The organism is Rhizobacter terrae, from assembly GCF_003852895.1.
Taxonomy (GTDB): domain Bacteria; phylum Pseudomonadota; class Gammaproteobacteria; order Burkholderiales; family Burkholderiaceae_C; genus Albitalea; species Albitalea terrae.
Window position 1 is genome coordinate 42,337 of record NZ_QUSW01000002.1, and the last position, 11,985, is coordinate 54,321.

Below are 11,985 nucleotides of genomic sequence, written 5' to 3' on the forward strand. Positions count from 1 at the left end.
CTCAGCCCTTCAGTTCGTCCAGTTCATCGACGTTGATCGACGAACGGTTGCGGAACAGCACGACGAGGATGGCCAGGCCGATGGCCGACTCGGCCGCCGCCACGGTCAGGATGAAGAACACGAAGACCTGCCCGCCCATCTTGTCGGCGCCCACCGGCAGGTAGTGCGAGAAGGCGACGAAGTTCAGGTTCACCGCCAGCAGCATCAGCTCGATGCACATCAGCAGCACGATGAGGTTCTTGCGGTTCAGGAAGATGCCGATCACCGACAGCGCGAAGAGGATCGCGCCCAGCGACAGGAAGTGGCCGAGTCCGACGCTCATGCTTTCTCTCCAGTGGCGGCTTCAGGCGCCGGCGGCAGCTCGACGGTCGGCGCCATCTTCACCAGGCGCATGCGATCGGCCTTCTTCGCCTTGATCTGCTCGGACGGGTCGAGGTACTTCGAGTCCTTGCGGCGGCGCAGGGTCAGCGCGATGGCCGCCACGATGGCCACCAGCAGCAGCACCGCCGCGATCTGCAGCGGGTACAGGTAGTGGGTGTAGATCTCGATGCCCAGCAGCTTGGTGTTGCCCAGCTTGAGCGCCGCGGCATCGGCCTCGGGGGCGGTGCGCACGTCGAAGCCGGGCATGAGCACCAGCGCCATTTCGAGCGCGATCACCACGCCCACGGCGGCGGCCACCGGGAAGTGCTTCCAGAAACCCACGCGCAGGCTGTCCACGTTGATGTCCAGCATCATCACGACGAACAGGAACAGCACCATCACTGCGCCCACGTAGACGAGCACGAGCGAGATGGCGAGGAATTCGGCGCGCAGGAGCATCCACACGCACGAGGCCGAGAAGAAGGCCAGTACGAGGTAGAGCGCGGCATAGACCGGGCTGCGTGCGGTGATCACCCTGAACGAGGCGAACAGAAGCACGGCCGAGAAGACGTAGAAGAGCGCGGTGGTGGTGTGCATGTGTAGTGAAGCGCCTGGCCCTCGGACTGCTTGGTCGGGCCGAACACGCGAAGCACGAAAGGCTTCAGCGGTAGCGGGCGTCAGCCTCCTTGTTGGCCGCGATTTCCTTTTCGTAGCGGTCGCCGACGGCGAGCAGCATGTCCTTGGTGAAGTACAGGTCGCCCCGCTTTTCGCCGTGGTATTCGAGGATGTGCGTCTCGACGATGGAATCCACCGGGCAGCTTTCTTCGCAGAAGCCGCAGAAGATGCACTTGGTCAGGTCGATGTCGTAGCGCGTGGTGCGGCGCGAGCCGTCGTCACGCACATCGGATTCGATGGTGATGGCCAGCGCCGGGCACACCGCCTCGCACAGCTTGCAGGCGATGCAGCGCTCTTCGCCGTTCTCGTAGCGGCGCAGCGCGTGCAGGCCACGGAAGCGCGGCGACAGCGGCGTCTTCTCTTCCGGGAACTGCACGGTGATCTTCTTCTGGAAGAAGTGGCGGCCCGTGAGCTTCATGCCCTTGGCGAGCTCGAGCAGGAAGAAGCTCGAGAAGAAATCCTTGAAGGTGGTTGCAGCAGCCATGTGCGTTTACTTCCAGATGTTCCAGGGCGATTGGATCCACAGCCCCACCACCACCAGCCACACGAGTGTGACCGGGATGAAGATCTTCCAGCCCAGGCGCATGATCTGGTCATAGCGGAAGCGCGGGAACGTGGCACGCACCCAGAGGAACAGCGTGCAGATGACGAAGGTCTTGGCGAACAGCCAGAACCAGTTCCAGAGCCAGGACGTCTTGACGATCCACTCGGGCGTGCTCATGCCCAGCACCGAGAACGAAACCGGCGCCAGCCAGCCGCCCAGGAACATCACCGAGGCGAGCGCCGACACGAGGATGATGTTGGCGTACTCGGCCAGGAAGAACATGGCGAAGGCCATGCCCGAGTACTCCACCATGTGGCCGGCCACGATTTCCGATTCGCCTTCCACCACGTCGAAGGGGTGGCGGTTGGTCTCGGCGATGCCGGCGATGACGTAGACGACGAAGATGGGCAGCAGCGGCAGCCAGTTCCAGCTCAGGAACGTGAGGCCCATGCTGGCGAAGGTGCCCTTGCCCTGACCCAGCACGATCTCGGAGGTGTTCAGCGTGCCCGACACCATGAGCACCACCACCAGCGCGAAGCCCATGGCGATTTCATAGCTCACCATCTGGGCCGAGGCGCGCAGCGCGCCGAGGAAGGCGTACTTCGAGTTCGATGCCCAGCCGGCGATGATCACGCCATAGACTTCCATCGAGGTGATGGCCATCAGGAACAGCAGGCCGGCGTTGACATTGGCCAGCGCCGCATCCGGGCCGAAAGGCACGACCGCCCAGGCGGCCAGCGCCGGCATGATGGTCATGACCGGGCCCAGGAAGAACAGGCCCTTGTTGGCCGCCGTGGGAACGATGATCTCCTTGAAGATCAGCTTCACCGCATCGGCGATGGGTTGCAGAAGGCCGAGCGGTCCCACGCGGTTCGGACCGGGACGGATCTGCGTCCAGCCGATGGCCTTGCGTTCCCACAGCGTGAGGTAGGCCACGCAGATCAGCAGCGGAAGCACCAGGCAGACGATCTTGATCAGCGACCAGGCCACCGGCCAGGCGCCGCCCAGATGCTCACTGCCGAAGTTGTAGAGGGTGTCGATCATCGGCGGCCTCAGGCTTTGGCAACGGCGATGGGGCCGAACATGGCACCCAGCGCGGCGGTTTCATGGCGTCCGGCGGTCACGCGCACAGCGGTGGGCGCAAGCGTCGTGTCCAGGCGGGCCGGCAGCACGGCGCTGGCGTCGCCCTGGGTCACGCGCACGCTGGCACCGTCGGCCAGGCCGAGCTGCGTCCACACGGCTTGCGGCAGGCCCACGACCGGCGGCTTGGCGTCGGCCGTGAGCTGCAGCGAGGTGGCGCGGCGCACGAGCGAGTCGGTGCCGTAGATGGCCACGTCGGCGACACGCTCCAGGCCTTGCGCAGCAGCCGCCGAGGTGACGGCAGCACCCGTCTTGTTGCTCAGGCGTGCCGTGATGTCGCCCTTCAGCGCTTCGGCCTTCACCTCGTCGGAGGTCTCGAAGTCGAAGCCCTGCAGGCCCAGCATGTTGCCCAGCACGCGCAACACCTTCCACGCGGGGCGGGTGTCGGCATGCGGCTTCACCACGCCGTGGAAACCTTGGACACGGCCTTCGGCATTGACGAAGGTGCCCGCGGTCTCGGTGAACGGCGCGATGGGCAGCAGCACGTCGGCGCAGTCGAGCGCGGCGTCCTTGAACGGCGTCAGCGCGACGACCATGTCGGCCTTGTTCAGCGCGGCGATGGCGCCTGCCGGGTTGGCAGCGTCGAAGGCCGGCTCCACGTTCAACAGGATGGCCGCCTTGAGCTTGCCGCCCAGCATGTCGGCCGCATTCAATCCGTTGGCGCCAGGCAGCGCGTTCACGAGCTGCGCGCCGACCGTGTTGGCGGCTTCGGTGAGGTAGCCCACCGTGGCGCCGGTCTGCTCGCCGATGAAGTTTGCCAGCGCCAGCAGGCTGGACGCCTGCGGATGCTGCGCGGCAGCGTTGCCCAGCAGCACGGCCTTGCGTTCGCCGGACAGCAGCGAGTCCGCGATGGACTTCGCATCTGCGGTGGCTTCGGCTTGCACCGGTGCCGCCACGCCCTTGGCAGAAGCCACGGCAGCAGCCACGGAGGCCAGCGCATTCACCCATCCGCTCGGCGCCACGCTCACGCTGCTCGCCAGCGGAATCGCCCAGTCGTCCTGCACTGCATGGATGCTGTGGATCTTGCCGCCCTTCTTCTGGGCCTGGCGCAGGCGCGCCGCGAACAGCGGATGGTCCTTGCGCAGGAAGGAACCCACCACCAGCACGCGCTGCAGGGTGGACAGCGACGCGATGGACGTGCCCAGCCAGCGAACGCCCTCGGCCTTCGCGAATTCGGCGTGGCGGGTGCGGTAGTCGATGTTCTCGCTGCCCAGCCCGCGCACCAGCTTGGCCAGCAGGTGCAGCTCTTCCACAGTGTTGTGGGCCGAGCCCAGCGCGCCGATGCTGGCCGCGCCATGGTCCGCCTTGATCTGCGTGAGGCTGCGCGCCACGTATTCGAGCGCAGTCGTCCAGTCGGTGGCCTTCCACTCGCCGCCCTGCTTCACCATCGGCGAGGTCAGGCGGGCGTCGCTGTTCACGGCCTCGTACGAGAAGCGGTCGCGGTCGGCGATCCAGCACTCGTTGACGTCCTCGTTCTCCAGCGGAACCACGCGCAACACCTTGCCGGACTTCACCTGCACGATCAGGTTGGCACCCGTGCCATCGTGCGGGCTCACGCTCTTGCGGCGCGAGAGTTCCCAGGTTCGTGCCTGGTAGCGGAAGGGCTTGCTCGTGATGGCGCCGACCGGGCACAGGTCGATCATGTTGCCCGACAGCTCGGAGTCCACCGTGTCGCCGGCAATCGTCGTGATCTCGGAATGCTCGCCGCGGTTGACCATGCCCAGCTCCATCGCGCCGGCCACTTCCTGGCCGAAGCGCACGCAGCGGGTGCAATGGATGCAGCGGCTCATCTCCTCGAGAGACAGCAGCGGGCCGACTTCCTTGTGGAAGACCACGCGCTTTTCTTCCTCGTAGCGCGAGGAGGAGCCACCGTAGCCCACGGCCAGGTCTTGCAGCTGGCATTCGCCGCCCTGGTCGCAGATGGGGCAGTCCAGCGGGTGGTTGATGAGCAGGAACTCCATCACCGACTGCTGGGCCTTGAGCGCCTTGTCGCTCTTGGTGCGCACGATCATGCCATTGGTGACGGGCGTCGCGCAGGCCGGCATCGGCTTGGGCGCCTTTTCGACATCAACGAGGCACATGCGGCAGTTGGCCGCGATGGACAGCTTCTTGTGATAGCAGAAGTGGGGGATGTAGGTGCCGGCCTTGTCGGCCGCATGCATCACCATGCTGCCTTCAGGCACCGAGACCTTCTTGCCGTCGAGATCGATTTCAAGCATGAGCGGACACCACGCAGGTCTTGTGTTCGATGTGATGCACGAACTCATCACGGAAGTGCTTGATCATGGCGCGCACAGGCATCGCCGCCGCATCACCGAGGGCGCAGATGGTGCGGCCCTGGATGTTGTCGGCCACCGAGTTCAAGAGGTCGATGTCGCTCATCTTTCCCTTGCCGTGTTCGATGCGGTCGACCATGCGCCATAGCCAGCCCGTGCCCTCGCGGCAGGGCGTGCACTGGCCGCAGGATTCGTGCTGGTAGAAATAACTCAGGCGCAGCAGGCTCTTGACCATGCAGCGCGTGTCGTCCATCACGATGACCGCGCCCGAGCCCAGCATGGAGCCGGCCTTGGCGATGGCGTCGTAGTCCATCGTCGTGTCCATCATGATGCTGGCGGGCAGCACGGGCGCCGACGATCCCCCGGGGATCACCGCCTTGAGCGTGCGGCCGGGGCGAACGCCGCCGGCGAGTTCCAGCAGCTTGCTGAACGGCGTGCCCAGCGGAATCTCGAAGTTGCCGGGACGCTGCACGTCGCCCACCACCGAGAAGATCTTGGTGCCGCCGTTGTTGGGCTTGCCGATCTCCAGGTAAGGCTGGCCGCCGTTGTTGATGATCCACGGCACCGCGGCGAAGGTCTCGGTGTTGTTGATCGTCGTGGGCTTGCCGTACAGGCCGTAGCTGGCCGGAAACGGCGGCTTGAAGCGCGGCTGGCCCTTCTTGCCTTCCAGCGATTCGAGCAGCGCGGTTTCCTCGCCGCAGATGTAGGCACCGAAGCCGTGCGAGGCGTGGAGCTGGAAGTTGTAGCCCGAGCCCATGATGCCGTCGCCCAGGTAGCCGGCGGCACGCGCCTCTTCCAGGGCGGCTTCGAAGCGTTCGTACACCTCGAAGATCTCACCGTGGATGTAGTTGTAGCCCACGCTGATGCCCATGGCGTACGCCGCGATCGCCATGCCTTCGATGACGATGTGCGGGTTGAACATCAGGATGTCGCGGTCCTTGCAGGTGCCCGGCTCGCCTTCGTCCGAATTGCAGACGAGGTACTTCGCGCCCGGGAACATGCGGGGCATGAAGCTCCACTTCAGGCCCGTCGGGAAGCCGGCACCGCCGCGGCCGCGCAGGCCGGAGGTCTTCACCTCGGCGATGACCTGGTCGGGCGTCATGCCCTCGCTGCCATCCTTGCCGAGGATCTTGCGCAGCGCCTTGTAGCCGCCGCGCGCCTCGTACTCCTTGATCGACCAGTTCTTGCCATCCAGCCCTGCATAAATCTGCGGGTTGATGTGGCGGCCGTGGAAACAGGTCTCGTTGCCTGTCGATTGGAACTTGGAGAGGTCCAGCATGTCGTTGGTGCTCTCTGTTTACTTCGAGTTCTTGAGCAGGGTGAGCAGCTCGTCGAGGCGCTCGTTGCTCATGAAGCTCAGCATCTGCCGGTCGTTGACCAGCATCACCGGCGCGTCGGCGCAGGCGCCCAGGCATTCGCTCTTCTGCACGGTGAAGAGGCCATCGGCCGTCGTGCCGCCCTCTTCCACGTTCAGGCGCGAGCACACGTGCTCCAGCGCCTTCTCGCCGTCGCGCAGCTGGCACGGCAGGTTGGTGCAGACGTTGAGCTTGTACTTGCCAGTCGGTGCCTGGTTGTACATGTTGTAGAAGGTCGTCACCTCGTGCACCGCGATGGGCGGCATGCCGAGGTAGTCGGCCACGGCCAGTTCGCTCTCTTGCGAGACGTGGCCTTGCTCCTGCTGGACGATGGCCAGGCAAGCCATCACGGCGGACTGCTTCTGGTCCGCCGGAAACTTGGCGACTTCGCGGGCGAAGCGCGCCTTGGTCGACTCGGAAATCATCGGTCGATCTCTCCAAACACAATGTCCATCGTGCCGATGACCGCGACCGCGTCGGCAATCATGTGGCCGCGGGCCATTTCATCGAGCGCCGCCAGGTGCGGGAAGCCCGGGGCGCGGATCTTCAGGCGGTACGGCTTGTTGGCACCGTCGCTCACGAGGTAGATGCCGAACTCGCCCTTCGGATGCTCCACCGCCGCGTAGGCCTCGCCTTCGGGCACGTGGAAGCCTTCAGTGAAGAGCTTGAAGTGGTGGATCAGCTCTTCCATGCTGGACTTCATGTCCACGCGTGAAGGCGGCGCCACCTTGTGGTTGTCGGTGATGACCGGCAGGCCCGGGTTGGCCTTGAGCCAGTCCACGCACTGCTTGATGATGCGGTTGGACTGGCGCATCTCCTCGATGCGGACCAGGTAGCGGTCGTAGGTGTCGCCATTGACGCCGACGGGGACGTCGAAGTCCATCTTGTCGTACACGTCGTACGGCTGCTTCTTGCGCAGGTCCCAGGCGATGCCGGAGCCGCGCAGCATGGGGCCGGTGAAGCCCAGGTTCAGCGCGCGCTCGGGCGAGACGACGCCGATGCCCACCGTGCGCTGCTTCCAGATGCGGTTGTCGGTCAGCAGCGTCTCGTACTCGTCCATGTAGGTCGGGAAGCGCTTCACGAAGTCGTCGATGAAGTCGAGCAGAGAACCCTGGCGGTTCTCGTTCATCTTCGCCATCGCCTTCGCGTTGCGGATCTTCGAGTGCTTGTACTGCGGCATCGAATCCGGCAGGTCGCGGTACACGCCACCCGGACGGAAGTAGGCCGCATGCATGCGGGCGCCCGATGCGGCCTCGTACATGTCGAACAGGTCTTCGCGCTCGCGGAAGCAGTAGATGAAGATGTTCATCGCACCGCAGTCCAGGCCGTGCGCGCCGAGCCACAGCAGGTGGTTCAGCAGGCGGGTGATCTCGCTGAACATCACGCGGATGTACTGCGCGCGCACCGGCACGTCGATGCCCAGCAGCTTCTCGATGGCCAGGCAGTACGCATGCTCGTTGCACATCATCGACACGTAGTCGAGACGGTCCATGTACGGCAGCGACTGGATGTAGGTGCGTGTCTCGGCCAGCTTCTCGGTGGCGCGGTGCAGCAGGCCGATGTGGGGGTCGGCGCGCTGGATGACTTCGCCGTCCAGCTCGAGCACCAGTCGCAGCACGCCGTGCGCGGCCGGGTGCTGCGGGCCGAAGTTCAGGGTGTAGTTCTTGATCTCAGCCATGATTACTGGAGACCACCGTAGTTGTCTTCACGAATGATTCGCGGCGTGATCTCGCGCGGCTCGATGGTGACCGGCTGGTAGATGACGCGCTTTTGCTCGGGGTCGTAGCGCATCTCGACGTGACCCGACACCGGGAAGTCCTTGCGGAACGGGTGGCCGATGAAGCCGTAGTCGGTGAGGATGCGGCGAAGGTCGAGGTGGCCGTCGAAGATGATGCCGTACAGGTCGAAGGCTTCGCGCTCGAACCAGTTGGCGGCGCTCCACACATCCACGAGCGAGGCCACGGTGGGCACGTCGTCATCAGGCGCGAAGACCTTCAGGCGCACGCGCCAGTTGTTCTGCACGGACAGCAGGTGGCTCACCACGCAGAAGCGCGGGCCGTCCCAGGCCTGGTCCTTGTAGCTGGCGTAGTCCACGCCGCACAGGTCGATGAGTTGCTCGAAGTGCAGCGAGGGGTCGTCGCGCAACGCCAGCGACGAAGCGACGTAGTCGCCCGCCGAGACGGTGATGGTGATCTCGCCGCGGTCCGCGACGAGCTTCTTGATCTTGTCGCCCAGGACTTCTTCGAGCGCAGCCTTCAGTGTGTCGAGTCTGGTCATGCCGTTCACCGCGCGATCGTGTTTTCGCGGCGGATCTTCGCCTGCAGTTGGATGATCCCGTACAGCAGGGCTTCGGCGGTCGGCGGGCAGCCGGGCACGTACACGTCCACCGGCACGATGCGGTCGCAGCCGCGGACCACGGAGTAGCTGTAGTGGTAGTAGCCGCCGCCATTCGCACACGAGCCCATGGACAGCACCCAGCGCGGCTCGGCCATCTGGTCGTACACCTTGCGCAGCGCCGGCGCCATCTTGTTGCACAGCGTGCCGGCCACGATCATCAGGTCGGACTGGCGGGGGCTCGGCCGGAACAGCATGCCGAAACGGTCGATGTCGTAGCGCGCGGCGCCCGCGTGCATCATCTCGACCGCACAGCAGGCCAGGCCGAAGGTCATCGGCCACAGCGAGCCGGTCTTCGACCAGTTGATCAGGGAGTCAAGGCTCGTGGTGACGAAACCTTCCTTGAGAACGCCTTCGATGCCCATCTTCTAGTACTCCGTCATTCCCAGTCCAGGGCGCCTTTTTTCCACTCGTAAGCGAAGCCCACGACGAGGATGCCCAGGAAAATCATCATGGCCCAGAAGCCGGTGGCACCGATTTCCTTCAGCGAGACGGCCCACGGGAAGAGGAAGGCGATCTCGAGGTCGAAGAGGATGAACAGGATGGCCACGAGGTAGTAGCGCACATCGAACTTCATGCGCGCATCTTCAAAGGCTTCGAAGCCACACTCGTAAGGGGAATTCTTCGCCGTGTCGGGACGGCGCGGGCCGAGCAGGAAGCCCAGAACCTGCGGAGCCACTCCGACTGCCACCCCCACCAGAATGAAGAGGATGACGGGCAGGTAGGGTTCCAGATTCATGGTGGCTTGGCTTGGCGGTCGAAGGGGGCTGTGAAAGCCCCCTTCTAGAACACTGGTGCCGTCGGCGAGACTCGAACTCGCACAGCTTTCGCCACTACCCCCTCAAGATAGCGTGTCTACCAATTTCACCACGACGGCCACTTGTAAAGCGGATGATCCAGATTGCGTGAGGAGTTGCTCTCTGAACAGCCTCGCATTCTAACCGCAAAGAAAGGCGTTTCTCAATGTGAGCGCTGCACTGCAGCACCGATTGGCGAACGCCTCTTGTGTCAACGTTTTGACGGCTTACTTGGTCGGGATCGCGGGGGCCGTGGACGCAGCGGCGGCAGGTGCCGCGCCCGCGGCAGAGGCACCACCTGCGGGCGCCACGCCCGTTGGGATCTGCGGAACGTTGCTGCTGGCCGCGGGTGCGGGTGCCGTCACGGGTGCGCGGTCGAGCACGCTGCCGGTGCCGCCGGTGCTGCGCACCGAGTTGCTGGACAGGAAGGCCAGGCTCAGCGTGCAGATGAAGAAGAGGCCAGCACACACCGCCGTGGAGCGCGACAGGAAGTTCGCGCTGCCGGTGGCGCCAAACAGGCTGCCCGATGCGCCACTGCCGAAGGACGCACCCATGTCGGCGCCCTTGCCGTGCTGCACCAACACCAGGCCAATCATCGCGAGTGCCGCGAGGATCTGGATCACCACCACCAAACTATGCAACCAGCTCATTGTTTCTCTCAGCTCTTGGAAAAGTTCTTGAGTGCGACGGCTTCAGGCCGCCGCACGGCAGATGGCAGCGAAGTCCGCCGCCTTGAGGGACGCGCCCCCGATCAGCCCGCCGTCGATGTCGGGCTGTGAAAACAAGGTCGCGGCATTGTCGGGCTTGACGCTGCCGCCGTAGAGGATTTGCATGTCGTCCGACTTGGGGGTGGCCGCGCGCAGTTGCAAGCGCAGCACGGCATGCACCGCCTGCGCCTGCTCCGGCGTGGCGGTCTTGCCCGTGCCGATGGCCCACACCGGCTCATAGGCGACGACGATCTGCGGAATGCAGTGCCCCAGGGTGTGGATCACCGCCGACAGCTGGCGCTTCACGACCGCATCGGTCTGCCCGGCTTCGCGCTCGGCCAGGGTCTCGCCCACGCACACGATCGGCGTGATGTGATGCGCCAGCGCCGCCTTGGCCTTGTCCGCCACGAGCTGGTCGGATTCGGCGTGGTACGCACGGCGCTCCGAGTGGCCCACGATGACGTACTTGCAGGCGAACTCGGCCAGCATGGCAGCCGACACCTCGCCGGTGAAGGCGCCCGATTCGTGCGAGGAGCAATCCTGTGCGCCCCAGGCGATGCGCTTGCCCTGCAGGGCGAGTGCCACCTCGGACAGGTACGGGAACGGGGCACACACGGCCACGTCGGCCACGAAGGGACCGGCGGCCTCGATGCCGGCCAGCAGTTCGGTGTTGGCCAGGCGGTTGCCGTTCATCTTCCAGTTGCCGACGACGAGCTTGCGACGCATTCCGTGGTTCTCCTCAATCACCATTGCAAAACGAGCTTGCCGATGTGGCGGTTGGACTCCATCAGCGCATGGGCTGCAGCAGCTTCATGCGCAGGGAACACCTGGTGGATCACGGGCTTGACGGCACCGCTCTCCAGCCATGGCCAGACCTTCTCGCGCAAAGACTGCGCGATGGCGGTCTTGAACTGCACCGAGCGAGGACGCAGCGTGGAGCCGGTGATGGTCAGGCGACGCCTGAGCACCATGCCGGCGTCGAACTGCGCCTTCACACCACCTTGCACGGCGATGATGACGATACGTCCATCGTCGGCCATACAGTCGAGTTCCCGAGCAACGTACTCGCCTGCGACCATGTCGAGCACCACGTTCACGCCGCGGCCGCCGGTGATGCGCCTGACCTCGGCCACGAAGTCGTGGGTCTTGTAGTTGATGGCTTCGTCAGCACCCAGGGCCCGGCAGGCCGCGGCCTTGTCGTCGGAGCCCACGGTGACGATCACCCTGGCGCCGGCCGCCTTCGCGAGCTGGATCGCCGTGACACCGATGCCGCTGCTGCCGCCTTGCACCAGCAGCGTCTCGCCCGCTTGCAGATGCGCACGGTCGAAGACGTTGGACCAGACGGTGAAGAAGGTCTCGGGCAGGCTTGCGGCATCGATGTCGCTGAGCGCGGCAGGCACCGGCAGGCACTGGCCCGCAGGCGCCACGCACAGCTCGGCATAGCCGCCGCCGGCCACGAGGGCGCAAACGCGATCGCCGACCTTCAGCCCCGCTTCAGCCATGGCCGCAGCGTCACCGCTCTCGATGACACCCGCCACCTCCAGCCCCGGCAGATCCGAAGCGCCCGGCGGCACGGGGTACATCCCTTTGCGCTGGAGCACGTCCGGCCGGTTCACGCCTGACGCCGCCACGCGGATCAACACCTCGCCAGCCCCCGCAACCGGGTCCGGGCGAACAGCGGCGCGCAACACATCAGGTGCGCCGAATTGGGTGATCTCGATGGCTTTCATCGGCAGG

At 65.1% G+C, this 11,985-nt stretch carries 14 protein-coding genes and 1 tRNA gene; all 15 read right to left on the reverse strand.

Annotation, left to right across the window (positions count from 1 at the left end):
• Window position 1: 1 nt before the first annotated feature.
• Window positions 2–322, reverse strand: coding sequence for an NADH-quinone oxidoreductase subunit NuoK (gene nuoK, locus DZC73_RS07235; RefSeq protein ID WP_124539575.1), 321 nt, complete (start codon window positions 320–322; stop codon window positions 2–4).
• Window positions 319–957, reverse strand: coding sequence for an NADH-quinone oxidoreductase subunit J (locus DZC73_RS07240; protein WP_124539576.1), 639 nt, complete (start codon window positions 955–957; stop codon window positions 319–321). Before DZC73_RS07240 ends, nuoK begins: the two co-directional genes overlap by 4 nt.
• A 64-nt stretch (window positions 958–1,021) precedes the next feature.
• Entirely contained in the window at window positions 1,022–1,519 is a 498-nt protein-coding gene (gene nuoI / locus DZC73_RS07245) for an NADH-quinone oxidoreductase subunit NuoI (RefSeq protein ID WP_124539577.1), read from the reverse strand.
• Window positions 1,520–1,525: 6 nt separating this feature from the next.
• Complete coding sequence (gene nuoH / locus DZC73_RS07250; RefSeq protein WP_124539578.1) at window positions 1,526–2,623, reverse strand: NADH-quinone oxidoreductase subunit NuoH; 1,098 nt, start codon at window positions 2,621–2,623, stop codon at window positions 1,526–1,528.
• 8 nt (window positions 2,624–2,631) lie between these two features.
• Window positions 2,632–4,938, reverse strand: coding sequence for an NADH-quinone oxidoreductase subunit NuoG (gene nuoG, locus DZC73_RS07255; protein ID WP_124539579.1), 2,307 nt, complete (start codon window positions 4,936–4,938; stop codon window positions 2,632–2,634).
• Window positions 4,931–6,274, reverse strand: a complete 1,344-nt coding sequence (gene nuoF, locus DZC73_RS07260) for an NADH-quinone oxidoreductase subunit NuoF (RefSeq protein ID WP_124539580.1) — start codon at window positions 6,272–6,274, stop codon at window positions 4,931–4,933. Before nuoF ends, nuoG begins: the two co-directional genes overlap by 8 nt.
• Before the next feature lie 18 nt (window positions 6,275–6,292).
• Complete coding sequence (locus tag DZC73_RS07265; protein ID WP_124539581.1) at window positions 6,293–6,775, reverse strand: NADH-quinone oxidoreductase subunit NuoE family protein; 483 nt, start codon at window positions 6,773–6,775, stop codon at window positions 6,293–6,295.
• Window positions 6,772–8,028 (reverse strand): NADH-quinone oxidoreductase subunit D, encoded by a 1,257-nt coding sequence (locus tag DZC73_RS07270; protein WP_124539582.1) that lies wholly within the window; start codon window positions 8,026–8,028, stop codon window positions 6,772–6,774. Before DZC73_RS07270 ends, DZC73_RS07265 begins: the two co-directional genes overlap by 4 nt.
• Before the next feature lie 2 nt (window positions 8,029–8,030).
• Window positions 8,031–8,627, reverse strand: coding sequence for an NADH-quinone oxidoreductase subunit C (locus tag DZC73_RS07275; RefSeq protein WP_124539583.1), 597 nt, complete (start codon window positions 8,625–8,627; stop codon window positions 8,031–8,033).
• Window positions 8,628–8,632: 5 nt separating this feature from the next.
• Complete coding sequence (locus DZC73_RS07280; protein WP_124539584.1) at window positions 8,633–9,109, reverse strand: NuoB/complex I 20 kDa subunit family protein; 477 nt, start codon at window positions 9,107–9,109, stop codon at window positions 8,633–8,635.
• 14 nt (window positions 9,110–9,123) lie between these two features.
• On the reverse strand, window positions 9,124–9,483 hold the full coding sequence (locus DZC73_RS07285) for an NADH-quinone oxidoreductase subunit A (protein WP_124539585.1): 360 nt from the start codon (window positions 9,481–9,483) through the stop codon (window positions 9,124–9,126).
• Window positions 9,484–9,536: 53 nt separating this feature from the next.
• Window positions 9,537–9,621 (reverse strand) — tRNA-Leu (locus tag DZC73_RS07290).
• Window positions 9,622–9,768: 147 nt separating this feature from the next.
• Window positions 9,769–10,191 carry a preprotein translocase subunit SecG gene (secG, locus tag DZC73_RS07295; protein ID WP_124539586.1) on the reverse strand — a complete coding sequence of 141 codons (423 nt, stop codon included), beginning with the start codon at window positions 10,189–10,191 and terminating at the stop codon, window positions 9,769–9,771.
• 42 nt (window positions 10,192–10,233) lie between these two features.
• A complete protein-coding gene (gene tpiA / locus DZC73_RS07300) occupies window positions 10,234–10,974 on the reverse strand; it encodes a triose-phosphate isomerase (RefSeq protein ID WP_124539587.1) in 741 nt (246 codons plus the stop codon).
• A 17-nt stretch (window positions 10,975–10,991) separates the two neighbouring features.
• Window positions 10,992–11,978, reverse strand: coding sequence for an NAD(P)H-quinone oxidoreductase (locus tag DZC73_RS07305; protein ID WP_124539588.1), 987 nt, complete (start codon window positions 11,976–11,978; stop codon window positions 10,992–10,994).
• Window positions 11,979–11,985: the final 7 nt, after the last annotated feature.

Excerpts from the sequence above, each read along its gene's own strand:
- DZC73_RS07265 (WP_124539581.1), bottom strand. The coding sequence starts at position 6,775 with ATGATTTCCGAGTCGACCAAGGCGCGCTTCGCCCGCGAAGTCGCCAAG.
- secG (WP_124539586.1), bottom strand. The coding sequence starts at position 10,191 with ATGAGCTGGTTGCATAGTTTGGTGGTGGTGATCCAGATCCTCGCGGCA.
- DZC73_RS07305 (WP_124539588.1), bottom strand. The coding sequence starts at position 11,978 with ATGAAAGCCATCGAGATCACCCAATTCGGCGCACCTGATGTGTTGCGC.
- DZC73_RS07270 (WP_124539582.1), bottom strand. The coding sequence starts at position 8,028 with ATGGCTGAGATCAAGAACTACACCCTGAACTTCGGCCCGCAGCACCCG.
- nuoI (WP_124539577.1), bottom strand. The coding sequence starts at position 1,519 with ATGGCTGCTGCAACCACCTTCAAGGATTTCTTCTCGAGCTTCTTCCTG.
- nuoG (WP_124539579.1), bottom strand. The coding sequence starts at position 4,938 with ATGCTTGAAATCGATCTCGACGGCAAGAAGGTCTCGGTGCCTGAAGGC.
- DZC73_RS07240 (WP_124539576.1), bottom strand. The coding sequence starts at position 957 with ATGCACACCACCACCGCGCTCTTCTACGTCTTCTCGGCCGTGCTTCTG.
- nuoK (WP_124539575.1), bottom strand. The coding sequence starts at position 322 with ATGAGCGTCGGACTCGGCCACTTCCTGTCGCTGGGCGCGATCCTCTTC.
- nuoH (WP_124539578.1), bottom strand. The coding sequence starts at position 2,623 with ATGATCGACACCCTCTACAACTTCGGCAGTGAGCATCTGGGCGGCGCC.
- DZC73_RS07285 (WP_124539585.1), bottom strand. The coding sequence starts at position 9,483 with ATGAATCTGGAACCCTACCTGCCCGTCATCCTCTTCATTCTGGTGGGG.
- nuoF (WP_124539580.1), bottom strand. The coding sequence starts at position 6,274 with ATGCTGGACCTCTCCAAGTTCCAATCGACAGGCAACGAGACCTGTTTC.
- DZC73_RS07275 (WP_124539583.1), bottom strand. The coding sequence starts at position 8,627 with ATGACCAGACTCGACACACTGAAGGCTGCGCTCGAAGAAGTCCTGGGC.
- DZC73_RS07280 (WP_124539584.1), bottom strand. The coding sequence starts at position 9,109 with ATGGGCATCGAAGGCGTTCTCAAGGAAGGTTTCGTCACCACGAGCCTT.
- tpiA (WP_124539587.1), bottom strand. The coding sequence starts at position 10,974 with ATGCGTCGCAAGCTCGTCGTCGGCAACTGGAAGATGAACGGCAACCGC.